General features: G+C 54.0%; 19 protein-coding genes. All 19 read right to left on the bottom strand.

Annotation, left to right across the window (positions count from 1 at the left end; genetic code table 11):
• Complete coding sequence (locus tag OX459_RS27180) at positions 1 to 1047, bottom strand: glycosyltransferase family 9 protein (protein WP_289907347.1); 1047 nt, start codon at positions 1045 to 1047, stop codon at positions 1 to 3.
• Between the two features lie 25 nt (positions 1048 to 1072).
• Positions 1073 to 2296 carry an O-antigen ligase family protein gene (locus OX459_RS27175; protein WP_289907345.1) on the bottom strand — a complete coding sequence of 408 codons (1224 nt, stop codon included), beginning with the start codon at positions 2294 to 2296 and terminating at the stop codon, positions 1073 to 1075.
• Between the two features lie 59 nt (positions 2297 to 2355).
• Entirely contained in the window at positions 2356 to 3555 is a 1200-nt protein-coding gene (locus tag OX459_RS27170; RefSeq protein WP_289907344.1) for a glycosyltransferase family 4 protein, read from the bottom strand.
• Positions 3556 to 3608: 53 nt separating this feature from the next.
• Positions 3609 to 4199: an acyltransferase gene (locus OX459_RS27165; RefSeq protein WP_289907343.1), complete on the bottom strand. Its 591-nt coding sequence runs from the start codon at positions 4197 to 4199 to the stop codon at positions 3609 to 3611.
• Between the two features lie 8 nt (positions 4200 to 4207).
• Entirely contained in the window at positions 4208 to 5176 is a 969-nt protein-coding gene (locus OX459_RS27160; protein ID WP_289907342.1) for a glycosyltransferase, read from the bottom strand.
• Positions 5173 to 5826: an acyltransferase gene (locus OX459_RS27155; RefSeq protein WP_289907341.1), complete on the bottom strand. Its 654-nt coding sequence runs from the start codon at positions 5824 to 5826 to the stop codon at positions 5173 to 5175. The genes OX459_RS27160 and OX459_RS27155 overlap by 4 nt, the downstream gene beginning before the upstream one ends.
• Positions 5799 to 7058, bottom strand: a complete 1260-nt coding sequence (locus OX459_RS27150) for an O-antigen translocase (RefSeq protein ID WP_289907339.1) — start codon at positions 7056 to 7058, stop codon at positions 5799 to 5801. Before OX459_RS27150 ends, OX459_RS27155 begins: the two co-directional genes overlap by 28 nt.
• 8 nt (positions 7059 to 7066) lie before the next feature.
• Positions 7067 to 8170: a DegT/DnrJ/EryC1/StrS family aminotransferase gene (locus OX459_RS27145; RefSeq protein ID WP_289907338.1), complete on the bottom strand. Its 1104-nt coding sequence runs from the start codon at positions 8168 to 8170 to the stop codon at positions 7067 to 7069.
• A gap of 123 nt (positions 8171 to 8293) precedes the next feature.
• Positions 8294 to 9496, bottom strand: coding sequence for a Wzz/FepE/Etk N-terminal domain-containing protein (locus OX459_RS27140; protein WP_289907337.1), 1203 nt, complete (start codon positions 9494 to 9496; stop codon positions 8294 to 8296).
• Between the two features lie 155 nt (positions 9497 to 9651).
• A complete protein-coding gene (locus tag OX459_RS27135; RefSeq protein WP_289907336.1) occupies positions 9652 to 10605 on the bottom strand; it encodes a WxcM-like domain-containing protein in 954 nt (317 codons plus the stop codon).
• Positions 10606 to 10717: 112 nt separating this feature from the next.
• Entirely contained in the window at positions 10718 to 12628 is a 1911-nt protein-coding gene (locus OX459_RS27130) for an SLBB domain-containing protein (RefSeq protein WP_289907335.1), read from the bottom strand.
• Between the two features lie 53 nt (positions 12629 to 12681).
• The gene (locus tag OX459_RS27125; RefSeq protein WP_289907334.1) at positions 12682 to 15615 is read right to left on the bottom strand and encodes a YjbH domain-containing protein; all 2934 of its coding nucleotides are present in this window, start codon (positions 15613 to 15615) and stop codon (positions 12682 to 12684) included.
• Between the two features lie 380 nt (positions 15616 to 15995).
• On the bottom strand, positions 15996 to 16697 hold the full coding sequence (locus tag OX459_RS27120; RefSeq protein WP_289907333.1) for a DUF4197 domain-containing protein: 702 nt from the start codon (positions 16695 to 16697) through the stop codon (positions 15996 to 15998).
• Positions 16698 to 16879: 182 nt separating this feature from the next.
• Positions 16880 to 18454: a tetratricopeptide repeat protein gene (locus OX459_RS27115; RefSeq protein WP_289907332.1), complete on the bottom strand. Its 1575-nt coding sequence runs from the start codon at positions 18452 to 18454 to the stop codon at positions 16880 to 16882.
• Positions 18455 to 18457: 3 nt separating this feature from the next.
• Positions 18458 to 20662 (bottom strand): EAL domain-containing protein, encoded by a 2205-nt coding sequence (locus tag OX459_RS27110; RefSeq protein WP_289907331.1) that lies wholly within the window; start codon positions 20660 to 20662, stop codon positions 18458 to 18460.
• A 5-nt stretch (positions 20663 to 20667) separates the two neighbouring features.
• A complete protein-coding gene (locus tag OX459_RS27105) occupies positions 20668 to 22821 on the bottom strand; it encodes an HDOD domain-containing protein (RefSeq protein ID WP_289907329.1) in 2154 nt (717 codons plus the stop codon).
• 202 nt (positions 22822 to 23023) lie between these two features.
• The gene (locus OX459_RS27100) at positions 23024 to 24304 is read right to left on the bottom strand and encodes a multidrug effflux MFS transporter (protein WP_289907328.1); all 1281 of its coding nucleotides are present in this window, start codon (positions 24302 to 24304) and stop codon (positions 23024 to 23026) included.
• Positions 24305 to 24484: 180 nt separating this feature from the next.
• Positions 24485 to 25654: a class I SAM-dependent RNA methyltransferase gene (locus OX459_RS27095; protein ID WP_289900338.1), complete on the bottom strand. Its 1170-nt coding sequence runs from the start codon at positions 25652 to 25654 to the stop codon at positions 24485 to 24487.
• A gap of 134 nt (positions 25655 to 25788) precedes the next feature.
• Complete coding sequence (locus tag OX459_RS27090; RefSeq protein ID WP_289907326.1) at positions 25789 to 26403, bottom strand: 2-hydroxychromene-2-carboxylate isomerase; 615 nt, start codon at positions 26401 to 26403, stop codon at positions 25789 to 25791.
• Between the last annotated feature and the right edge of the window lie 5 nt (positions 26404 to 26408).

Here is a 26408-nt window from a genome sequence, read left to right as displayed (position 1 = left end):
TTATCTTCCATCTTTCAATAAAATCGACATCGAGGTCCATACCTGCTCCACATCCAACTCGTCCATGCACCGGGCTTTTGCACAGTCTGCATAATTTTGGCCGTCATAACACGGACTACAAGCGACTTTATTACCAGTCTTCAAAATAATCGTATCCTTGCGGGCTATCGGCATAAACGCATTGGATGGCGTTGGACCAAACAAGCTTACAAGTGGGGCCTGCGTTAACGCCGTCAGATGCAATGGCCCGGTATCATGGACTAATACACATTGAGCCTTCTGAAGCAAATGCAATAATTCAAAGAGGTCAGTTTCAGCAATTAAATCAATATGAGAAATATCAGAAAATGTAGAGCGCACCCAAGTATCACCAGGCCCTCCTGCCAACACCACTGCGTAACCTGCATCGATTAACTTTTCAGCAATTTTTCTATAATTCCCCACTGGCCAACGGCGTAGGTCATCAGTGCGTAACATATTCTTGGCACCACCTGGCAACAATACAACATATCCCTTGGGTAAAGCATCAAGATACTGTGTCGATTCTTTTCTGATCGTACTATCCAGCAAAACCTTACCGATATAATGCCCTGCATCTGCAATATCAATATTCAGATCCGCATCTTTGCCTGATAACAGGCGAAAGTATTCATAGACACGGTTTCTATGCGGCATGAGATTAATTTTTCTCTTACCTATACCAAATGAAATCCGATGTTTGGGCGACGAAAACAAGGTCAGCAAACGATAACGCCAGTCAAAATAAGCAGTGGCAATACGGTGATATTTCTCTCCATTCAGCCCCAGTTCCGTGGAAAAAGCCAATAGCTTGAGCATCCTTGGAATCAGCGGACCGCTCAAAATCTTCTTCTCATCAATCTCGATGACCTTCGTAGCAACACCTGTGGCGCGCACAAAAGTAGCAAGACTGCTACTGGTCAGCCAGTGAACCTCATGTTCGGGATATTGCATCTGATAGCAGCGCAATGCGATTGCTGCCTGAACAACATCGCCAATGGCACCCAATTTTACAAATAATATTTTCACGCAACAATCCTCTATCAACTTCACATCATTGATTTTTTTTATCAAAATTCGTACGCTCTGATAATGCAGATGCAAATCCCCAAACTACCCACAAATATATGAAATAAAATTGTGTTCCAAAAATCAGGCAGATCAGGGGAATAATCGAAATCTGGCGGGAAATCGCTCCGCCCAACCTCTTGTAGAAGTACCAAAAGGCGATAAAAAATGCAAATAGCCCGAGCAATCCGCTTTCTATTGGAATAGTGTAAATACCAAGTCCAGTTAAATCCCACAAATCAACCGCAGGAAAAACGCCCAAATAATCCGGGTTATTTCTCACCAATGAATAATTCCCCAAACCGACACCTAATATCGGGTTATCCAGGATAATGTTGGTACCAATAAAAGATCCACTAACCCTTCCCATTACAATACTTGGATCATTTTCTCGACCAATCAAGGAACCTTCGATATCCGCAATATTATTCACATATCCCATAATGTGATTTCCATAAAACGTATATCCAACTACCGCAATCGAAAGACTGAAAAAAATCGGCAGAAGTTTGGCGGAAAGACGGCGCTGACTCAGCAAACCATAAATAACAAAATAAAATACGAGCAAGAAAATAGCAGCCTTGGATTGTGCCGCAAGAATAACCATGAGAAAAATAATGGAAGGCTTCGTTAGCTTCTTATTTGCGACAATATCCAGACAGAATAACGCTGCATAATATGCTCCGAGAGGCCCGCCTTCGACAAAGAAGCCTTTCAGCCGATGCTTTTCTCCGTAAGTCATGCCTGTATCAATTCCGGCAAATGATGCAATAAAACACAAGAAGAAAAAAGCACCAAAAACCGCATTCTGCGTCAGAAAACAATGCAGCATGTCTTTTGCACGCTCACCATTCCTGCAAAGAAAAAAAGTATAGGAAAGTGCAATACCACATAAAAGCAGTTCAAAAAAACGTACCAGCGAAATTACATATGGTTCCTTCAGTAAATTATCCACCAGGGCGGGCTGGAAGAAATCCACAAAAGGGTTTTTGACCAATGTAGATAACAGCAGAAATAAAAAAAGGAGCAGAAATATAATCCCTCCCGATTTTCTCACATTTCCTGGTTGCAACATGATAAATGGCAACATTAAAAGTGCCAATAATTCACCAGCTTTGATTCCGTAAAATCCAACATCGGTCAACTGGCACATAAGCACCAACGATAGCGCACCGGGAGAACATAATGCCGATACAAAGCGTTTCATCATATCAAAACACCATTTCCCATAAAAATATTCCATTAACTTAAAAAGGAGAAATTGAAAATCTATTTTCCTTCAAGCATCAAATCTGAAAATATATTCAAATATCTATCTATCCATGACTCTACATCCATAAATCGATCTGCCGATTCCAACGAAAAATCGCGCATATCGTCAATAATGGATGGATTTTCCTCAATGGCAAGAATGATTTTTTTCAACTCGTCTGACGAATCTGGATTAAACAAAAAACCATTGTTACCCTCACTAATCATTTCTGGAATTCCGCCTCTTGAACTTCCAATCACGGGAATTCCATTAACTAAAGACTCAAAAACAACGGTTGGAAGAGTATCATTCCATAGCGAAGGAACAATTAAGACATCAATATTTTCAAAAAATTTATCGGGTGAAATATAACCAATAAAATTTATACGTTCCCCCTCATATTTTTTCAATCCGCGCACATAATCTGCTGACCCACTCCCTGCTACCGTCAAACTGATATTATCGAATGCAGAAAGCCCAGAGAATGTCTGCAATAAAACTTCGATGCCCTTTGCCTGAACTAGAGCACCGATATAACCGAATCGAATATTTCTCTTGTCGATGCCCTTTTTGGGTATCGCTGTCACTTTGAACTGTTTTGCATTTAGAATGGAAGTTTTCATCTCAGATTTTGCAAATAACCCATTCTGCAAATGATGCTGCAGTACGAAATCACTTACGCCAACAACACAATTTACATTATTAGATAAGGTTTTATGGCAAAGTCTGAATGCCTTGCATTTATTACATTGTTTCTCGCAACGTTTCCCATCCTTGAACATATTGGAGTTCGGACAGATAGCATACTGATCATGCAATACCTGAACAATGGGAATGTTTGACTTTCTGATTGCCGGCCAGACAGCTGCAGAAAATCCGACTACATTATGTGTATTGACAATATCCGGCTGAAATTCATTGATTATTCTCTCAACTTTCTTCGCCATGGAAAAATTATATATATCATTCAAATGCCAGCGTAACCTCTGCAGTGAACTTTTATTATCTTTACTGTAGTTCCAATAAACATTTTCAATGCGAACTCGAATAACCCTGATACCATCTATAAATTCTTCATGATCATCTTCTGCACAAGTACTGAGCACGCACACCTCATGTCCTTGAGATGCAATTCCTTCCACTAGTGACTTTAAGATAATCTCAGCACCTCCGCCAATATAGGGAGAGTAAAGAGTATTTATAAATAATATTTTCATCAACTTATACTACCATGTACTTTTAAAATATATAAAATAAACAATATAAAATATTATTGTGACGCCAATCTGGATCCAATTTTCTTGGCAGGAACACCACCCCAAATTTCAAAAGCAGGAACATTTCTATTAACTACCGCTCCCGCTGCTATCACAGCACCATTCGCGATATCGACACCTGGCAAAATTATAGAATGTGCGCCCAACCATACATCATTTCCAATACTGACCCCACATTTTTTCATATCCCAAGGCTGATCCCGAATTAAACTTGATGCGTCGATACCGTGATTGTTTCCAATAACAGTAACAAACTGCCCGAACAAACAATCATTGCCAATTCTGATATCACATCCAGATGCCCGTATATTGCAATATTCATTTATTGCAGTATTTTTACCTACGGACAAACTGCCACCTCTCTTTTCTCGTGCGAGCGAATCGGCAACGGAAATTAAAAGTGTACCGTTTCCGATAGATGCATTCTCCCCAACAGCCAAGACACTATGTTGATCGACAGAAATACTGGCGCTTCTGGAAACTCGTACACCTAGCACTCGTAATTTCGCCCGTCGAACAGTAAAACGCAAGTAGCAAAGAAAATCATGAAATATCAATGCAGTAAATATGATTATTATTTTCATATATCTAATCAACTATGAATATAATTCGCATCGAGTTTTTCCTGTGCCGGCCGAATAATTCCCAAACGGAGTGCCAGATAAATCGGACTAAACAAGCGCACTATGCCTGTCGCCGTATACACGCGCGGATAAGGGCGTAACAGTCTTTTTGCCAGCTTGAAACGCCAAATTTCAAGCATACGATCCCATCTGTTCAAAAGATCAAGTTTCCCAATCTGATACTTCTTGTAAAATGTAAGATGATCCTGCAAAAAATCTACACTGACATGTGTGGAATTCCGTCCAGCTGATACCGAACCAATACTAATACGATATGCGACCAAGGGCTGCGGTAACCAGCCGAAAGATTTTCCTGCCTCCAGCATATTAATCCATAGAGGCCAATCGTCCAGATGGGAAAATGAAATATCGATTCCACCAATTTGTTGATAATCTTTTTTTCTCAAAATTATCCCAGGCGCCGGAATTTCATTACGAACATATAGTGATTTCAATAATTTATCTGATGGACCAGAAATAAGAGCAGAATTTTTTTCACTTGGAATAACTTTGCTCTTAACAACATCAATTTCTGAAGAGTCAATAAATGGAATTACCTTGGAAACGATGACGGAATGCGAAGAATCACGGGCCATAGCCATGTATCCCTTTATCGCATCTGGAAGCAAGAAATCATCACCAGCAATAGGTTTAATCCATGCTCCACGCGCCTCAGAATATGCCTTCGCCACATTCCTGCATATTCCTTGGTTAGTCGCACTTTTGAGCAGTACTATGCGCTGAAATGACGCTTCGTGCTGTAATTTCCATTGTTCAACCAAATTGACAGTATTGTCTTTTGAAGCATCATCGCTGACAACAATCTCAAGGGCCGGGTAATCCTGCTGCAACAGGCTATTCAATGTTTCAACAATCGTTTTTTCACTATTGAAAGTTACAACGACAATAGTTACTGGCAGAATATCCATCGCACTCATTTATTTTTTGCCTCTTGTCTTCCTGTCAAAGCACGTTCAGCATAAGGCTGCCCTCCGCTAACGATGGTATTTTGGGGAATGTCCTTGACCACTACCGATACAGCACTTACCACGCTATTACTGCCGATCTGGACGCCTTTCAGGATAGTTGCTCGAGAACCTATAAATACATTAGTGCCTATATGAACAGGTTTGCTCTTATGTAGTCCAGCATTCCGCAAATGTGGCTCCAGTCCATGGAAGTCCGAATCGAAAATACTGACTTCCGGTCCAATCAAGGTATCTTTTTCAATATGAATGGAACTACGTTCTGCAATCATACATACGTTATTATTGATAAAGACACCATCCTCGATGGATATCGTCGACTCAAATTCACGCGCTTCGATATGCATATATCCGGAAAAAAACAAAGGTGATGGGAACGTACCAAGGGTGCAGCGTCCAAGAGTTATCGTTCCTTTACCTGAAAAAAATACTGGCTGAAGAATTTTTGCACCGTTATCAATAACGGTAGCAGTGCTGAGTAGACGGTAAAACTTAACGCGTGGCCATTGAATAATCCGTATCAACTCCAGATATAAACGATTTTTAACACGTTTAATCAGATTATCCCGGACTATCATGCTTTTTTTCTTTTCAGTTGCCATTCCATCACAACGACATACATCGTCAAGAAATGCAAGAAATAATTCAGTGCATAGGCCATTGCCACACCTTTAAATCCAAATTGATTCGCCGCAAAAACAGTCAAGGCATACAATGATACTGAAAATACTATTTCAGTTACTATGAATATTTTCATCATCGCTTTCCCAACCAAGACATACCCAAGCAACCAACTTGTAACTTTTATTACGTCACCAATAAGCTGCCATCCCATTAACTCATTTATCTTGCTGAAATCCGAGGAAAAAAGAATAGTCGTAAGAACTCCGCGCAGGAGGTAAATAATCAGTGCGAATATTGAAACGGCTGGCAACACTATTTTAAAGGTATTCCAGACCTCATCTCTTAGAACTTGATCTTCCTTTATTTCTGAAATTCTTGGAAGGTAATACAGGGAAAGAGTTGTGGTGATTAATGCAAGATAAATGGTGCTAATCTTGTTCATCGCATCCCAGTATCCAGCATGCTCCATATCAAAACTGCTGGTAAGATACGACCGAATCAATATTTGAGTAACAGGGACGACTGCGGCAGAAACAAAAGCCATTATTACGAAACGCCCCAACAGTTTTACCATCTGCGGATCAATGCGGCCGAAAAATACCGCTGGCTTGAACCAATCCAGTTTTCCACATGCTAGCATTGTTGTGGCCAGCGACAGGGCCTGCGTCAAACTCAAAGCAATCATTGCTCCTCGCAAGCCTAAATACCACGCAAGCACACCAGATACCAACAAGCCGATAAGAGAGCTAGCGATATTTGCCACGACATATCGTCTTACTTCTTTTTGTCCCGCCAGCACCGCCAGAAACAAGGCATTCAAACTAATCAGAACCAGACACACTGCCAGCCAGATTAACGCTTCCGTATAGTCATTTCCAGAAAATAACCATTGGCTCAATGAACCACTGAATATAACCAGGGAAATACTGCCAATGATCGAACCAAGAAGTGTCAGAGTGCCGGCTGTGCGAAATAGCCGCTTCTTGAGATCCGGTGCATCATGGTATTCTGCAGCATATTTTGTTACTCCAACATTCAAGGCCCCGGCAGCGAATGTCGTCACCATGGCAATGAAATTCTGCAGTTGGCCAATCGCTGCAAAGCCTCCTGGCCCAAGATAAATGGCAAATATTTTGTTGAGAACCAGCCCTGTCCCCATTCGCACACTAACCGCAATACCGTTCAGCAAACTGGTTTTTAGTAAACTCATGCAGGACTCTATTCGACGGAAAATTGACGGATAGCAGATATCACCGCGTCAACATCGTCGAAAGACATGGTAGGCCCCAGAGGTAAACTGAGGACTTCGGCATGCATGGATTCGGAAATGGGTAGAGCGCCTGCGCGCAGTCCAAGATGCGCATATGCCGGCTGCAGATGCGGGGCGATCGGATAATGAATTACTGTGCCAATACCCTGTGATGCCAGATGTTGCGCCAACTTCTGGCGCTGCGCATGACGTATAACAAATAAATGCCATACCGGCTCGCAGCCCTCTGCGACCTGGGGTAAACGTATTCCAGGAATATCTTTCAATCCATCCAGATAACGCATTGCAATGGCGGAACGGCGCGCATTTCCCGTATCGAGCAATGGTAATTTAACGCGCAGGAACGCTGCCTGCAACTCATCAAGCCGGGAATTATATCCAATGACATCATTATGATATTTGACTTTCGAACCGTAATTGCGAAGCACACGAATACGTTCAGCGAGCTCCGAATCATTGGTTGTCACAGCTCCCCCATCCCCCAAGGCCCCCAGATTCTTGCCTGGATAAAAGCTCCAGGTAACAGCATCACCATGACTACCTAAACGTTTTCCCTGATACTTGGCGCCATGGGCTTGCGCGCCATCCTCCACTACTTTCAAACCATGTTCTCGGGCAAAATACATGATAGGCGCCATTTCAGCAGGCTGACCGTAAAGGTGAACCGGCATGATGGCTTTGGTGCGCGCGGACAGTGCGGCCTTCAACAAGGCTGGATCCATATTCGAAGTCCCAATGACCGGTTCGACAGGTACGGGAGTCGCTCCAACATGACTAATCGCCAGCCATGTCGCAATATAGGTATTGGAAGGTACAAGAACCTCGTCCCCAGGTCCAATACCCAGTGCTTTTAATGCCAGGATTAATGCATCCAGACCATTGGCAACACCAATGCACTCTTTTGCACCGCAATAATCAGCATATTCTTTTTCAAACTGCGTTACTTCATTTCCTAAAATATACCAACCTGATTCAAGCACGCGTGAAAATGCTGCTTTCAGTTCGTCGGCTTGTTCTAGCTGAATGGATTTAACATCCAAAAACGGTATCATGGCTTTCCTTTTCAATGGCAGCCGTAAAAACCAACCACGGCCGGTATCATTAATCAATTATTCATCGGCAATTGAGAATGCCGATACACTTGCGATATCATTCAAGAAAATGGCAGGAAATATTTATTTCCACCTGGAGTAGCGTTTCAATTTCTCAATACGCATGGCAGTATCAGGATTATTTTTCAGATTATTTCTAACTTCGATCCAGAACGCCCAAAATATAGCCAGGGCAGCGGCAGCTACCCCCGTCAGCAAGACGATGATGCTACGTCTAGGTTTCGATTTTGTATCCGGGACAATTGCGTTATCGAGAACTTGCAGTACTGAACCTTCTTTCGCTTCGTCAACTTTTGCAAATTCAAATTGTTTGGCAAACATTTCAAATAATGCTTCCTGATATTTCACCTCACGTAAACTTCTCGTAAACTCCAGACCGAGTTCAGGTACGGCGGTCACAGCTACTGAAATATCACCATTTCCGGCATTCGCACCTGTTTCTACTTTTCTTAACTGTGCCTGCAAGCCGGCAAGCTCTTGCTGACGATGAATGAATTCCGGATTGCTGGTGGTGACGGACGTGCGCATGACACCCAACTCAATTTCTTTCGCGGCAATAGCCGCCTTAATATTTGCGGCAACCTTGATGACCGCTTCTGCCTGTTCATTTAATTTTATCAGGCCTGTTTTTTCCTGTATCTTCCGCAATGCCTCTTCGGCACTGGTCAAATCCTGCTTGGTTTTCTGCAATTGCTTCTCAAAAAACAATCGTCGTTTCGATGCTTCGGTAACAGCCAATACCGATGTCATTTTTTGAAGCTCTTCTACATACCCGTTCGCCAGCGCTGCCGCAAGTTTAGGATCCGCATCCGTAACTTCGACGGATATCAGATTTTCTTTTCCGCTAGATATTTTTGTTGCACTCTGCAAGTTATTCCGAACATCGCTCAAAAATTTATTTCCATACACAGCATCAAGCTTATAGCGTGAAATCAAATTATCGGCGACCGTTCTGCTATTCAAGATACCAACATACGTATCGTTAGGACTCTTCAGTGAACCGCCTGCCAAACCGCTCAGGCTTCCCAACTGGCCTAATAAGGCTGCAGAACTTGTCTGCGTTTGCGGAGGCAATACCTGCGCTCGCGCCGTATACATATTCGGCAACAACAATGCCACTCCCGCGGCGATGCACATGGATACAAACGTAGAAACAAGAATGATTTTTTTATTTTTTGCGACAATAATAACCAGATCTATCAGATCTACATTTCCTTCGCGCCCGAATGTTTCGGACCGATCCTGCGCTTTATCGATATTGCTCATTCATACTCCCTTGCTTAATATTTTTCTTTCTTGTAGCAAGCGTGTCACCACATATCTGCATACAAGACAAATCACGAATTTTTCAGGAAAAATACATTTCGTCTGGCAGAAAACAATTCCATCAATGGAATCATTTCAACCAAGAAATCAATACCTTATAAAGAAACCACATTCAGAAATTCGCTATAGTCCCGGATATAGTCACCAGCATCATAGGTATGCGAAGCAAAGACCAACAGAACGGCATCCGAGGAATATTTATACTGGATACCCCAGGTTAAAGGTGGAAGATAAATTCCAAGATTAGGAGAGTCGAGCACAAACTCTTGGCGAGCCTTTCCATCGTCAGCCACAACAGAGCAGGAACCATGCACACAAATTAAAAACTGATGACATGCATGATGGGCATGTTCGCCTCGCAACTCTTTGCTTGGAACGCCGAAGACAAGGAAATAGCGTTCCGCATCGAATGGAATTTCTTTCTGAAATTCTCCAACGGATAAGGAACCTCGAATATCCTTAATCAGGGGGAATTTATATAGCCGTACGCCAGCAACATGGCATAAAGCACCCTCCTTGCTAAAAGACGAGGCGAGGGTGCCAGCTTGACCGACGGTTTCACCTACCGGTTCGCTGGAATGCGTGTACCCGACAACGCGGGCAGGATTGCCTACTACAATGGCGTGCGGCGGTACGTTCTTTGTCACCACGGCACCCGCGCCAACCATCGCATTTTCAGCGATGACCAACCCGGGCAATATCACCGCACCAGCACCAATGGAGGCTCCGCTGCGTATTGATGTACGCATGATCTGTCCGCGATTTCTTTTTCCACCGGGAAATTTTTCGTTAGAAAAAGTTGCGTTCGGCCCGATAAAAACATCGTCACCTATGGATATGCCATCCCATAACTGGACACCGCACTTCACCGTGACCCGATCGCCAATCACTACATCATTTTCAATAAAAACATGGTCGCCTATGCTGCACTCACTGCCGATTCTTGCCCCAGGCAAAATATGGGTAAATGCCAGTACATGGCTAGCCTCTCCAATCGCGGCACCTGGCTCAACAATTGCGTGACTATGAATATGATTTTTATCATTCATTTTAGACATTAAATATAAATAGCATTGAACGGTATCTTGATATTGCGCTGTCAAGCTGCATAAAAAAGAGACTCCGCTGATTGAATCAGAATTATTCTCGATTAATCGGCAATCAATCTTTCAATACTTTCAGTCCTGCCGCACCCAATCCAAACTGATAGAAAATAGAAGTCCAGTCCTTCAAGCTCTGCATGAATGTGCTGCGTTCAATCTTCTCCGGCACCACAACCGTATCACCAGGATTCAACGCCGTGCCACCGAGGCCACCGAACCAGCCAGTGCCTTGGCTGCTTTGCGCCGTGCCATCGGCACGAATCACGTACATTTCGGATTTATCCGCATTCGCGGTGATGCCGCCAGCTTGCTGTACATAGTCGTTAACCGTGCGCTGTGAACGGTAAACGAACGCGTTTTGCTGGAAGACAGAACCCAGCACATCCACGGTACCAGGGCGGCGCGGGATCAGGATCGAGTCGCCATCCTGCAGCGGCAAGTCGGGCAGGTTTTTCACTTGCGTATCAACACCCGGCAAATCAAGCACAATGCGGCCTTCCGCCTTGACGGTGCGCAGCTTTTGCACAATGCGGCGCTGCTGCTCCACTTCAGCCGCAGTCTTCGCTGCATTTTCCTTGTCGCCCGAAGCAGACATGCGCTGAGTCGCATTCGATTCCAGGTCGCGTTCGAAGCGGTCGGCCACTTGGTTCAGTTTGATTTGCTGGGCGCGGCGCACGGATTCGCGGTTCAACTGCATGGCGTACAGGTAGCCGTTTTCATTGGCGCCACCGACACGGGCGATCAGCTCGCGCAAGGTTTCACCTTTTTTCAGCAAGAAAATACCGCTCTGCTTTGCTTCGCCAGCCACGCGCACGTATTCATTCTGGATTTGCGCTTGGACGGGTACAGCGCCTGGTGCGAACACCCGCAGGATATCGGTAGGCTTGACGGCAATGCCGGCCAATTGGCTGCTGGAGACACCTTTATCGGCCACCAATTCCAGCACGGTCTTGTATTGGTTATCGACGTTTTTCTCGACGATCACTTGCTTGGTTTCCGCAGCCGAATCAAAGCCGCCGGCCCAGCTCAGTACATCGGCCAGTGTCGCGTTGCCTTTCAACTCGAAAATGGCCGGCTGCTTCACGCTACCCGTCAAAGCCACCAGCGGACCCACTTCAGGGATATAGATCACGTCGCCGTCGCGCAAGGTGACGTCACGGCTCTTGTCACCCTTGACCAGCATGTCATAAAGGTCGAAGGTGCTGACGGTGTCCTTGCCGCGCTTGAGCTGGATATTACGCATGCTGCCGGTGGCGTCCGGACCGCCCGAGGTAAACAGGGCGTTGAGCAGGGTGCTCATGGAATTGAGGGTATACGTACCAGGACGAACAGCATGGCCAACCACATACACTTGCACGGCACGCGTTTGCGCGATGCTCGCTGTCAGGTCGAAGTTGGTGTAGATCTTGCCGATGGCCTTTTTCAAATAGCCCTGTAAATCCTTGTACTGCACGCCGCTGACCTTGATGGAGCCGACGCGCGGAATGAAAATCGCACCGCTGCGGTCAACCGTGGCGCTGACGTCAATGTCAACCATGCCCCAGCCGCGCACCTGCAACTCGTCACCCGTGCCAATCACGTATTCCTGGTTCACCTGGACACCATCGAGCGGCGCGAAGGTGGACGGCACGTCGCTGAACAGATCCTTGCCGAAGATGCTCAGTTTCTTTCCCGTCACGCCATCGACATACTCTTCGAAAGCGCCGGCCTTGGTACCTGCCGCAGCCTGTTTGCTAAGATTATTGGCAGCCAGCGTTTTCTCCTGGCGCGGATCACTGCGGCCGCTACGAATACTGGGCAAGGTACCTGCGCCCGACTCACTTGCCTGTGCTCGAGACAGGTTCGAGCGCGACATGTCAGCCATGTCCAGGTCCTGCCCTGCGGCATAGGTAGAGGTTGCCCCCAACAGGAAAGCCGAGAAAATCATGTGTTTCACGAAAGGCGGGGGAGTACGAAATTGCTTTTTCATGCTGGTCTTTGTCTGGATGAATGTTGTATGAATAAAGGGAGCGCCATGCGCGCTTAATACTTGCCCTGCCAGGTCACGCTGATTTCCTTCGGGCCGGGATTGATCGACAGGCCCGATTTGCTCTGGTCGCGCTGCGCGTGCCACAGCCAGCTGCCCATGGCGTAGCCGACGATGCCGCCGGCGACCGTGTCGGACACCCAGTGCTTGCGGCCGAACACGCGGCCAGCGGAACCCACGGCAGCCACGCTATACAGCCATGGCGCATCGTATTCCTTGGCAAACGGCGTCACGGCGGCAAAGCCGATGGCGGCATGCGCAGAAGGGAACGACGAGTTTGAACGGGAACTGCCGCTACCGACGCGGCTCCACGTTCCGAGGTCTTCCTCTGGACGGGCGCGGCCAAACGCATATTTCCCGGCCACTGCCACGCCCGTTGCCGCGGCAACCGATTGCAGGGAAATGAGTCCCGTATTTTGCATGCGCTCATCGCCAAGGGCGAAGGCGGCGGCAGCGGCGCCCACTGCCGCGTACGGCATGGCCTTGCCCAGCTTGTCCCAGTTGCGGTAGACCTTGGAATCCTCGTGCTTCTTGACGAAACGGTCGACGGGCTTGTCGCTGAGGGCTGATGCCAGCACCACGCCCCCGACCACTGCCGTCGCCTTGAGCCACTCAGGGGCGCTGGGCGTTGCAGATGCGGATTGCTCCAGGCGTGCGCGCATGGCGGGCCATGGGCTGACAAACGGCCGGTCTGGCGGATTGACGGCAGGCAGGTGCTGTTCGTCCGGACGCTCGGCAAAGTTGCCCAGACCATCGTAGCTGTGCATGTCGGCGCGCGGACGCTCGAACATGTCGTACAGATCGCCCGGCGAGGCCACCATTTGCCCCACGTCGCGCGTCCATGGCGCAAGGGCGAAGCCGGCTGTCGATTGCGTATCCATCGGCAACATACTGTTCAGCGGCACGGAAAGGAAGATGCCACGGTCCTGATACGGCTTCGACGGCGTACCAGGGCTGGTGATGTCGTTGCCGTTCGTATGCGTGTACCAGGCGCCGACTTCGATACCGGACTGGAAGCGGCGCTTGAATTCCACGCGCACGCCCGTGTCCTTGGCCAGGAAGCGGCCGGCGCGCGCCGTCACGGTAATATCGTGCGGCAAGCGGTAATGCAGGGAGCCGATCGCCGTCACCGTCTTGTAGTCGCGCGAGTCGAGCAAGCCCTTGTAGCCACGCTGCTGCAAGGCATCGACAGCCACGTCGGCCGCCCAGCGACTATCCTTCGGCAGGTACAGCACCTGGCCGCCCACGCCGCGGAACATGTCTTCATACAGGCCGGCCGACATGCGGGTATACACGCGCTCGGCGGGATTGTCGTATTTGTTCAGCAAGACGCGGCTCAGCGAAAAACGCCCGCCGCGCAAATATTCCGCGATATCGGTACGTACGTGCGGCAAATTGCTGTTCGATGGCTGCTTGACGCCCGATACCGTTTCCAGCAACTGCAGGCTGGCGGCGCTATTCAGGTACAGACCGTCGCCGAGGCGGCGGTCGTAGTTGGCTACCGCCGAGATCGAATAACGGAAGGCGCCGCTCGGGTCATTGAAGAAGAAGCCCACCTTGGGAGCGACCTTGAAGCGGTTCGCCTCCCGGTCCAGCGATTTGATTTGCACCACGTCGCCATCGACGCCAACGCCGACGGCCAGTTTGCCGTCGTCCTGGAGGACATTGGCGGCCTTGGCGGGAGCAGGTGCGGAAACGGCGGGAGCAGGCGCCGCTGGCGCCATGGCAGTCGCGGAAACGGCAGCAAGTACCGGCGCGGGCGCAGGTACTGGTGCTGCGGCAACGACGGGTGCCGGCTTGTCGAGGAATTCCTGCAGCCAGCCTTGCTGATCGTCCCGGATCACATCGCTTTTTTCAGGATAGCGCAGCAGCACGACGTCGAGGAAGGTCTTGCGGTCGATCTTGCCTGCCAAATAGTCATTCAGTTTTGGCAAATCAAAGAATTCGTAGGTGGCGATTGGCTGGTCCAGCTTGGTATACGTGATGCGCAGGGTCGTCACGCCCTTTGGCGCGAAGGCGACAGCCGTGCGCGCGGCACGGCCAACGGCGCGGCCCATGTTCGAAATCCGACTGTTGGTCAAGCTCAGGCTAAGGACATTGCCTTCCTGCTCGACGCGGATGTTCTTGTAGTCCTGTTTGACCAGCGCATTGACCAGGTCGGCGCCATACACGGCATCGCGGTGCCATTCTTCCTTGCTCGGCAGCGGTGGCGGATTCTTGTCGTCGACGAAATACGGCGGTTCGTACACCTTGGGGACAAACTCGCGTTCGCCAAACGGAATGCTGATAAAGGCGTTCACGCTGAACTGGTCGCGGTTGCGTGCCGCCTGCAAGGCAAGCCAGCCCCAGCGGTACTCCAGGCCCACGGACGCGCCTTTGCGGCGCTTGCCGGCGTCCGTTTCGCTGGCGCGGAAGTCGCGCAAGTAATTCGTTGTATCGTATTCGGCCACCACCGACCAGCGCGGCAGCGCGGCCGGTGTCCAGCGCGCGCCGGCGAACACCCCGTCCGGGCGTTTATGGGCATAGCCGAGGCTCGCTTCGATATTCTTGCTGGCGCCAAAAGTCTTGGTGGCAACCACATATTGGCCCTTGAACAACTCGGTACCGAACAAATCCGTCATGCCGACGGCAACGGACGGCATCCACTCCGTTTCCGTCCACAGGCGCAATTTGCCGTCGACGACTTTATCCTTGTAGCGGCCATAGCCACTGCCATATTCACCGGGCACATTGGTAAAACCGGGTATGCCCGTTATCGACACATAACGTCCCGTCATTTGCAGGAAAGGCAGGATATTCGCCGTCGCCCATAACTGGCCATACGGGCTGTCGTAGCTGTAACCGACGCTGAAGGTGCCATCCGTTTCCACCACGGCGCTGGGCATATTGATATACCCGGACTGGCCACCATGATTCGGGGTCGCGGCCATCACCGAAGGCGCGCCAAGCACCAGACAGCCACACCAGGTATATTTGATTGATTTTCTGAGTACGCTTAACAAATCCGGCTACCTAAAAGATCCTGCACCTGGAATTCCTGACAATGTATTCAGAAAATCAATGAGCTTGGGGAAACGTGAATGAAACGAAAAAAGGCCAACCGACGGGCATCTTGCAATGCCACGCATCAGTTCGCCACTAAAACTCGGTACTTCCGGGCAATTGATCGTTGCTTAATCATGCCTCAGGAATATATGTCGCAGAATTTTAACATTGTTTTCTTGTAGCAAATGCTTAACTTGTTTCCCTAGCGCCACACCTGCCCATGCACCGCAAACGCCGCCTGCGGCGCTGCGGCAGGCGGGAAAGGTCACTTCAAACTGCCAAATACTTTGCCGATAATCTTGCTGCCATATGCGAGCGGATTGCTGCGGATGGCTTTTTCTTCCTCGCCGATCATCAGGTACAGGCCGTCAAGCGCACGGTCCGTGACATAGCCTTCCACCGTCGATTGCTGCTGCGGCACCAGTCCCGTCTTGCCGATCTGGCTCATGGTGCTGTTGTACTTGCTGGCCAGGCCGGAACGGTCGGTAACGGATTTCACGATGGGCAGGAATTTGACGGCCAGGGGTGCCGATGTCTTCTGGCGGAAGAAATCCGTGACGGAGGTATCGCCACCGGACAGGATATTTTTCGCATCGCTCACGCTCATCGATTTGACGGCGTCGAGCAGCAAGGGCTTGGCCATAGGCACGGCCGACTCGGCGGCACGGTTCATCGACACCACCAGGTCGTCCAGTTGCTGGCCGCGACCCGTCATTTTCAGCAAGGGCTTGGCTTGTTCCAGGATGCCGGGCAGCTTAATCTTCACCTTGTCGTTATTGAGAAAACCATTTTCGATGCCCAACTTGGCAACGGCGGCGGCCGATCCGGCTTCCAGCGCCGCCTTCAAGCCATTGCTCGCATCCTGGTTACTGAGAGCATCCAGGGGACCGGCGCCTGCGCCGGACGACAGCAACACCAACGCGCACAGGAGGGCGGCCGAACGGCCAGGGAAAGGGTTCAGGCGCATAGTTTTCCTTTTCTAGAGAATAGACAGACTACCTTCTGCTGGAACCTTAGCACATCAAAACTGCAAATACTGCAGCAATTTTTTGCGTCTTGGGGAAAACAAGGGGTGCCACAGATGGCGGAGGGAAAGGACTATACAACATCAGCTGTTGTATCCGCGCACGCTAACGCCGGCGGCATAGTTCAGTCTGCTATCGCCGCCAGTTGTTCGCGCACCCGCGCCAGATCCGTCTCGCGCATGCGCGCCGCCGTCTGGCGCAGGGATTTTTCCGCGCCGGCCACGCCGGCCGCCGCCGCCATCGACAGCCAGATATACGCCTGCTGCAAATCGCGCGGACCACCCTGCCCGCTGGCCGCCATCAAGCCCAGATTCATTTGCGCCCGCGCATGGCCCTGGCGCGCGGCCAGCGCATACCAGTCCCAGGCGGCGGCATAATCCTGCGGCACATCCTGTCCATTGTCATGCCGCAGGCCCAGTGCGAACTGGGCCAGGCTGTGGCCTTGTGCTGCGGCACGGCAGTAACAGGCGCAGGCCAGCTGGCAGTCTGGCGCCGGACCGTCGTCGCGGTCGTGCAGCACGCCCTGCATGTATTGCGCCGGCGCGTAATCCTGCTCGGCGGCGCGGCGGTACCACTCCAGCGCCAACGACAGATCCTGCGGCACGCCCTGGCCATGTTCATAGCGCAGGCCCAGGTCGAACTGGGCCCGCACATGCCCCTGGTCGGCCGCCTTGCGATACCAGAAGATGGCTTCCTGCGCATCGGCAGGCATGCCCTGCCCATGCTCATGCAGGAGTCCCAGCTGATACTGGGCCGCGGGAAAACCCTGCCCGGCCGCCTGGCGATAAAACACTTGCGCCCGGGTATAGTCCTGCGCGCCATGTTCATGGTGCAGGCCCAGGTTGTGCTGGGCCGCCGCGTGCCCCTGGCCGGCCGCCTTCACATACCACTCGAGCGCCGCCTGTTTATCGCAGGGCACGCCCTGGCCATTGTCGTAGATCAGGCCCAGGTTGAATTGCGAACTGGCGTGGCCCTGCTCGGCGGCGCGCCGGTACCAGGTGACCGCCTGCCCGCTATCCTGCGGCAGCACGTCGCCATTTTCATAGCGCAGCGCCAGGTTGAACTGGGCCGGCGCATAGCCTTGCTCGGCCGCCTTGCGCATCCAGGCCGTCGCCTGCCGGCGGTCCTGGCGCACGCCCTGGCCATTATCGTAGCGCAGGCCCAGGTTGAACTGCGCCCGTGCATAGCCCTGTTCGGCCGCCTTGCGGTACCAGGCGATGGCTTGCACGAAATCCTGCGGCACGCCCTTGCCATTGTCATACATCATGCCCAGATTATTCTGTGCGCCCGCGTCGCCCTGCTCCGCCGCGCGGCTGAACCACAGCATGGCTTGCCCGCTATCTTGCGCGAGTCCCTGCCCCTTCGCATACAGCCAGCCCAGGTTGTACTGGGCCGCCGCGTAACCCTGCTCGGCCGCCTGCTGGTACCAGTGCGCCGCCTGCACAAAATCCTGCGCCACGCCCTGCCCCTTCTGGCACATCACACCCAGGTTGTATTGCGCATGTTCCAGGCCCTGCGCAGCGGCCAGGCCGTACCAGTGCAGCGCCAGCGCATAACTTTGCTCGATGCCCTGGCCATTGAAATGCATGAAGCCCAGGCTGTGCTGGGCGTTCGCATTGCCCTTCTCGGCCAGCCCTTTCAGACGCAGGTAGTCAGCCGTGTAATGAGCAGCCGTGTAACGGAGATCGGCAAGCGACATGGGTCAGGCCTCGATGGCCAGCGTCTGCGACAGCGCGGGAGCGGCATCGGCGATCAGGCGGTTCTGCTCCTGCAGCACGCCGATGAAACTGCCCAGCGAAATGGGCCGGTGGTACAGATAGCCCTGCATCGTGGTGCAACCCTTGTCCTGCAGGTAGCGCGCCTGGCCTTCCGTTTCCACGCCTTCGGCAATCAGGTGCAGGCCCAGCCCGCGCGCGATGGAAATGATGGCCAGGATGACGGGATAGTGCCCGTGCTCGTCGTGGATTTCCTTCACAAACGACTGGTCGATCTTGATGGTGTGGATGGGGAAGCGGTGCAGGTACGACAGCGAGGAATAACCGGTGCCGAAATCATCGATGGCCACCGACACGCCCAGTTGGCACAGCTTGTTCAACTGCTCGATCGCATACTGCGGGTTGCGGATGCAGATGTTTTCCGTGATCTCCACTTCGATCTTTTCCGGCGCGATGCCATAGCGCGTCAGCGCGCCGCGCATCTTCTCGAAAAAGTCGCCCCGGTCCAGATACTGCGGCGACAGATTGAGCGACAGGCGCACGGCTTCGCCGCCGGCCGCGTTCCACTGCACCAGGTCACGGCACAGGGCGCCCAGCATCCAGTCCGAGATCGGCAGCATCAAACCGTTCTCCTCGGCGAACGGCAGGAATTCGCCGGCCGTCAACAAGCCCCGCTGCGGGTGGTTCCAGCGCATCAACCCTTCGGCGCCGACGATGCGGCCCGTCATCACGTCCACCTGCGGCTGGTAATACATCTCCAGCTGGTTCAGCTCCAGCGCCTTGCGCAGGCTTTGTTCGAGCGCGATCTTCTGGTGCGACACGTCGAGCATGGACTCGTGATAAAAACTGTGGCCATTCTTGCCCAGCGCCTTGACCTGGTACATGGCGATGTCGGCATGGCGCAGCAGTTCGTCGATGGTCTCACCGTCGCCCGGATAGATGGCGATGCCGATGGAAGCCGAAATATGCACCTGGTTGCCATCGAGGTCGAAGGGCTGGTGCAGGCATTCGAGGAACTTGTCGGCAATCAGGCGCGCATCCTGGCGGTCGCGCAGTTCCGGCAGCACGATGGTGAATTCATCGCCGCCCTGGCGCGCCAGGGTATCGCCGCGGCGCAGGCAATCCTTCAGGCGCAGCGCCACCTGCTGCAGCAGCTCGTCGCCCTTCACGTGGCCGAGGGTGTCGTTGACCAATTTGAAGCGATCGAGGTCGATGAACATCACGGCCAGTTCCGTCAGCTTGCGCCGCGCCTGGATCACGGCCAGTCCAAGACGGTCCTTGAACAGCATGCGGTTCGGCAGGTCCGTCAGGATGTCGTGGTAGGCCTGGTAGGAAATGACTTCCTCGGCGCGCTTGCGGTCGGTGATGTCGCGCGCCACGCCGTAGGTGCCGAAGTATTCCTGCTTCCGAGCTTCGTGATCGTGGCTGTGCATGCCGATCGAGTTGAGCGGAATCGTCATCAGGGTGTTGTTGAAGGTGCGGTCGCTGCCGCTGCCGCTATGGCACTTCAGGCGCAGTTCCACATTGCGCGACGCGCGTTCGTCGATGCGGCGCTCATTGAAGGCATAGCGCGCCCGCTCCTGGTCTTCATCGTGCACGAGGATCGAATAATGGCTGCCGATCAGCTCTTCGCGGCTAAAGCCCAGCAACTGGTGTACCCGGTCGTTGATGAAGGTGATGCGGCCTTCGTGGTTCAGGGTGTAGATGATGTCGGGCGAGCTGTCGACCAGGTAGCGGTACATCTTTTCCGAGTTTTCCAGCTGCAGCGCGATGCGCTCGTTTTCCAGCGCCAGCTTGCGCTTTTGCAGCGCGTTCTCCACCGTCTTGAGCAGCTCCTCGCGGCTGTACGGCTTGCGCAGGTAATCGTAAGCGCCACGCTTCAAGGCGCCGATGGCCGCCTCGATGCCGACGTCGCCGCTCATGACGATCACGTCGCCCTCGATGCCGCGCCGGTTGATGTGGTCCATGATTTCATGGCCGCTCATGTCGGGCAGGCGCAAGTCGAGCAGGATCAGGTCGAAGCGCAGTTTCGACAACTGCGCCAGCGCCTCGCTGCCGCAGGTGGCCGTGTACAGCTGGTAGCCGCGGTCCTTCAGCAATTCGTGAAGGGAGGCGAGCAAACGGGGCTCGTCGTCGACCAGCAGGATGCGCGGGCTGTTTTCCAGGTCAAACGGAATGGCGGAGGAGTTCATGGACGTTACGAAGACAAGGCGGTATTGCCGGGCGCGGGCAGCGCGGCTGCAGCACTCGCCGGCAAGGGAATGGGCAGCAGAATTTCAAACGAGGTGCCGGACTTGCTGCTGCGGCAGCCGATCACGCCATGCAGGCGGGTGACCAGGTCATGCACGATGGACAAGCCCAGGCCGTGATGCGCCCCTTCCTTGCTGCTGCGCACGGGAGAAAACAGATTGGCCAGCACTTCCGGCGCCAGGCCGGCGCCATTGTCGCTGACGCACAGTTCCAGGTACAGGCGACGGTCGCGGTTGACGTGGCCACGGTTCGCCACTTCGATGCGCCCGCCATCGGGCAAGGCTTCGACGGCGTTTTTCAGCAGGTTGAGCAGGATTTGCTTGAGCATGTCGGCATCGGCCTCCACTTCGCATGGCGCATCCTGCATGCGCGTGACCACCTCGATCTTCGGCGGCAGGAAGTCGGTGGCGCGGAACAGGCGCAGCACATCGTCGACCACGCGCGCACAATCGGTCACGCCACTGGCCGCCACCGGCTGCAGATCGGCCAGGCCGCCGATCAACTGGCCGACTCTGTCGATTTCCTCGTTCAGGATCGACATCTCGCCCGTGACCGGCTCCTGCTTCTCCAGCTTGTGATCGAGCACGCTCAGGTAGTTCTTGATGATGGACAGCGGGTTGTTCACTTCATGCACGACGCGACGCGACGCGGCGCGGTATTCCTCGGCCACGTGATCGAGCTGGCGCCGTGCCAGGCCGCGCGCGCTGATGGCCGTTTCCAGCGCCGTGGCGGCCTGGTTGGCATAGGCGCGCAGGAAACCCTCGCGGTTCTGGCACGCGGGAATCTGCCACGCCGCCACGCCGCCAATCAACACGCCCAGGCTGCGCTGGCCCGCCACCAGCGGCACGCAAACCAGGCTGTCGGTACCAAGAATGCGGAACAGCTGCTCCTCGACGATGCCCAGCGCCGGCATGTCGCGCTTCAGGAACGCCAGTTGGCACTCCAGCGCCGAAGCGGCCAGGAGCCCGCCCTTGGCCAGCGGGATCGAGAAGCCGGCCAGACGCTGCTGATGTTCGCCCGCCGCCACGCCGACGAGCGCATGGCCGGTGGGGTTTTGCAGCAGGATGACGGCGGTGTCGAAATCGAACAGGATGCGCGCCGAGCGCGTGATGGCTTCCAGCAGGCTGCTTTCTCCCTGCTGGCGGGAGAAGGTCTGACCCACTTCGGACACCAGCACCATATTGCGCACTTCATCGGACAGACGCCGTTGCACCGGATCGACGGATGGCGGCGCATACGCGGGCGGCGTGGCGATATCGTCCGCACCGGCCAGGTCGATGCCCAGGTGCTGCGCCGCCTGCGCCACCTGGCGCGCGACGCTGCCGGCCAGGTCTTGCAGTACCTCGACGTCCAGCGCGCACAGGCTTGCCGCCTGCGTGATCGATTCCGCATCGTCGGCATGGCAGCACAGCAGGTGCGCCAGGCGCACGATGCGGATTAGAGGATGGCTCGCTTCCAGGCGCGCCAGCGGTTCGTGGTGATACAGCACGCTGTCGGCCAGGAAGGAATCGAGATGCCAGCGTTCGATCAGCCAGGCGCCCGCTTCGGCATGCGTGATCTGCAAGGTGCGCTGCTCCACCGCGCACAGGGCGGCATCGTCGCGCGCCGTGAAATTGAACGCGTATTCCTTTGGCGCCGTGGCCAGCAAGGCCAGGCGGCCCACGTTGTGCAGCAAGCCGGCCAGATACGCTTCCTCGGCGTGCGGATAGCCCATGGCCTTGGCCAGCGCGCGCGCCATGACGGCGGCCGACAGCGAGCTTTTCCAGAAGGCGCGCAAATCCGTGCTGCCGGAATGGGGGAAGCTGTTGAAGGTCTGGAAGACGGATTCGCTGATGACCAGGGTCTTGATCATGTCCGTGCCCAACGACACGAGCGATTGCTCCAGGCTGACGACCTTGCCCTGGCGATGGTAGGCCGAGCTGTTGGCCACGCCGAGGATCTTGCTGGTCATGCCCGCATCCTTGGCGATCAGGGCGGCCAGCTCCGGCATGCCGGCATCGTCGGCCTGCAGGTGGGCGATCAGCTTGATGAGGATCTGCGGCATGGCCGGCAGGCGGGCAATCAGCAGGCGATTGCGAATATCTTGATCAGATTGATGCATCGTATCAGGCATTGCCGGTTCGAAAAGGATGAGCGCTCAGCAGCGAAGCGCGGCCACGTCAGAGGAATCCTCTACTCCTGTAACCCAAAAAATGTCGCCTGAGAGGATGCCGGGAAAAGAAGTCATCTTATCATAAGCGCCGAATATTACTTGCAATATAGAAAATTAAGTTGAAATAAATCTAGCGTTCTGCAGTGGAAACTTATGCCTTGAAGGAACCCAGCAAACGGTGACGGAAGCGCCGCGATATCAGCCACAGCGCCAGCGCCAGGCCCGTAAACGCCAACTGGCCCGAGGCCAGCCACAGCACGGAACCGGACAGCAGCGGCGAGATCACGCCGGCCACCACGGCGCCCAGCAAGGTGCTGGCAAACGACTGGCACGAAGCCACCGTGCCGCGGATATGCGGGAACAGATCGAGCGCCAGCAGGGTCGCGCCCGGCCCCACCAGCGACATGCCGAAGGTGTAGAAGAATAGGGGCAGCACCGACCAGGGCAAGGAGGGCGGCAGGAACAGGTGATACACGACATTGACGCTGGCGGCGCACAGCAGGAAGGCAAAGCCGATGCCGATCTGGCGCGCGAACGTCACCTTGCCGGCGATGCGGTTGGCCGCCGCGGCGCCCATGAAGATGCCGCTCACGCAGGGAATGAACAGCCAGCCGAATTGCGATGGCCCCAGGCCCAGCTGCTTAGGCAGCATTTCCGGCGCGGCCGTGATGAACAGGAACAGGCCCGCGAAATTGAGGGCGACGATGCCAGCCTTGATGTGGAACAGGGGCGAGCGCAGGATCTGGCCATAGCTCGAGGCGAGAAAGCGCGGATTGAACGGCTGGCGCTTTTCCATCGGCAGGGTTTCGGGCAGGCGCCAATAGCAGAACGCCAGCAGCACCACCGTGTAAAAGGCGAGGAACAGGAAGATCGAGCGCCAGTCGAACCAGATGACAATCCAGCCACCGAGAATCGGCGCCACGGCCGGCGCGATGGAAAAGATCATCGTCACCAGCGACAGCAGCCGCGCCGCTGCCGCATCGGCATACAGGTCGCGGATGATGGCGCGGCTGATCACCACGCCGGCGCCGGCCGAGACGCCCTGCATGATGCGGAAGAACCACAGGTAGTGCACCGTGTGCGCCGAAGCGCAGCCGAGCGAACCGATGGCAAACATCAGCAGCGACACGAGAATGACGTTGCGCCGGCCAAAAGTATCCGAGATCGCGCCATGCCACAGCACCATGCCGGCAAAAGCCAGCATGTAGAACGTCAGCGACTGCTGCACTTCCAGCGGCGACGCTTGCAGCGAACCCTGGATCGCGCCAAACGCGGGCAGATACGTATCGATCGACAGGGGCCCCAGCATCGACAGCCCGGCCAGCATCATGGCCAGCGCACCGCGGCTCAGCGGCGCCATGTGGCTCGGCGTGGGAGGAGGAACGGGGGTAACCGGGTCGGGCGGCACATCGGCCGGAGGGGTGGGAAACATGGCGGATCCAAAGTGGCGCGCGAACCGGTTACGGTCCGCGCGCGTGATACTGCATTTTTTAGCGCGTAAAACACCTGAGAAAACCGTAGCGAGCGGCCGCCAATTGTGGCCGAGAAGCGCAACCGTACAAAAGTACGGTGAGCATCGCAAGCCGCAAGTGGCAACGCGCAGTAGGTTTAATCAGATGTTTTTCGGTTTGGCTTCTTCTCTACGGTTGTAGCCGGCGACCATATCAAAGCGGAACAGACGGCATTCCAGCGCGCCGTTGAAGAATGGCGTCTTGCGCGCTTCTTTCAAACGCAGCAGCTTGGGCAGACCCAGGTCGGCCGTGAACAGGAACACGGTCCAGCCGGCAAAGCGCTGCTTCAGGGTCGTGCCCATGGCCGAATAGAAGGACGTCGACAGTTCGTCTTCCGGGATGGTGCTGTCGCCGCGCACACCGATACGCTCGCCGTACGGCGGGTTGGTCAGCATGATGCCCGGCACGTCGCTTGGCGGCTTGACTTCCTGCGCCTCGATCTGTTTCAAGGGCACGTCGAAGCGCACACCGGCGCAACGCAGGTTATGGCGTGTCATGGCGACCATGTCGCCCGAGATGTCGCTGCCGAAAATGGTCGGTTCGGCGGGCAGCGGATTGACCTTGATGGCGTTTTTCATGGCATTCCACGGCGCCGGATCGAAGTCGTGGAAGTTTTCAAACGCGAACTGGCGCGAGGCGCCCGGCGGAATCCCCTGCAGCATCTGCGCCGCTTCGGCCAGGATGGTGCCGGAACCGCACATCGGGTCGAACAGCACCATGCCAGGCTTCCAGCCCGACACGCGCAGCAGGCCAGCGGCCAGGTTTTCGCGCAGCGGCGCGTCGCCCGTCTCTTCGCGCCAGCCGCGCTTGAACAGGGCTTCGCCCGAGGTGTCGAGGTACACGGTGAACGTATGTGCATCGAGGAAGCCGACGATGCGCATGTCCGGCGTCTTGGTGTTGACCGATGGACGCTCGTTGAACTGGTCGCGGAAGCGGTCGCAGATCGCATCCTTGATTTTCAGGGTCGTGAACTCCAGGCTGCGCAGCGGCGATTTGACGGCCGTGACGTCGACGCGGATCGTGTGGTGCACGCCGAACCAGTCTTCCCAGGATTGCGCCAGGGTCAGGTCATAGATATCGTTTTCCGTCTTGTAGCCGGAATGGGCCATGCGCATCAGCACGCGCGAAGCGATGCGCGAATGCAGGTTGATGCGGTAGGAGTCCAGCAGGTCGCCCGAGCAGTGTACGCCGCCCGGCACCTGGTTATGGACCTTCATGGTCGAACTATCCTGGGCGATCTCGCCCAGTTCCTCGGCCAGCGCCGCTTCCATGCCGCGCGGGCATGGGCAAAAATATGAAGCCATGGTTGGTGTACCCTTATTCCATTGTGTTGAACGCCCGCTAAATTACAGGCGCTGCTTACTACGTTAAAAAATACGACGTTTAAAAAACTGCTTTTTCTTGACTACCCTACCAGCGCGCGTTCGACAAAATCGAGGCGGTCCTGGCCCCAGTACCCTTCGCCATCGACGATGTACCACGGCGAGCCGAACACGGAAGCGGCGGTCGCTGCCTCCGTGTTGGCGTCGTATTCGGCCTGCACGCTGGCCGTTTCCGACGTTTTCAGCAACTGACGGCCATCGAAACCGGCGTCAAACGAGATCTGCACCAGGGTTTCCTCGTCGCCGATGTTGCGCTCTTCGGCCCACAGGCCGCGCATGATGGCGTGCGCCAGGTTCAGCGATGCCTCCACGCCGTGCGCCAGGCGCGTGGCGATGATCAGCTTGGCCGACGCCTCCGGCGACACGGGAAAAAACTTGGGCTGCAAGGTCAGGGGAACTTGCAAAAAGGCCGACCAGCGCGCCAGTTCGGCCAGGCGATACGCCTGGCGCTGCGGTGCGCGCTTGGCCAGCGGCAGGCCGCCCGAGACGCTGAAAACCTTGCCCAAGTCGAAGGGCCGCACGTCGATCTGTGCGCCCGTCCTCGCGGCGATGGCCATCAGGCGTGCGTGCCCCAGGTAAGTCCATGGCGAGTGGGGCGCGAAGAAATACTGCACGACTTTGTTCTGACTTGCACTCATCTCGA

The sequence above is a fragment of the Janthinobacterium sp. SUN026 genome, from assembly GCF_030397625.1.
GTDB classification, from domain to species: domain Bacteria; phylum Pseudomonadota; class Gammaproteobacteria; order Burkholderiales; family Burkholderiaceae_D; genus Janthinobacterium; species Janthinobacterium kumbetense.
Note: the sequence above shows the minus strand (reverse complement) of the source record. Positions and strands in the feature narration are given on the sequence as shown.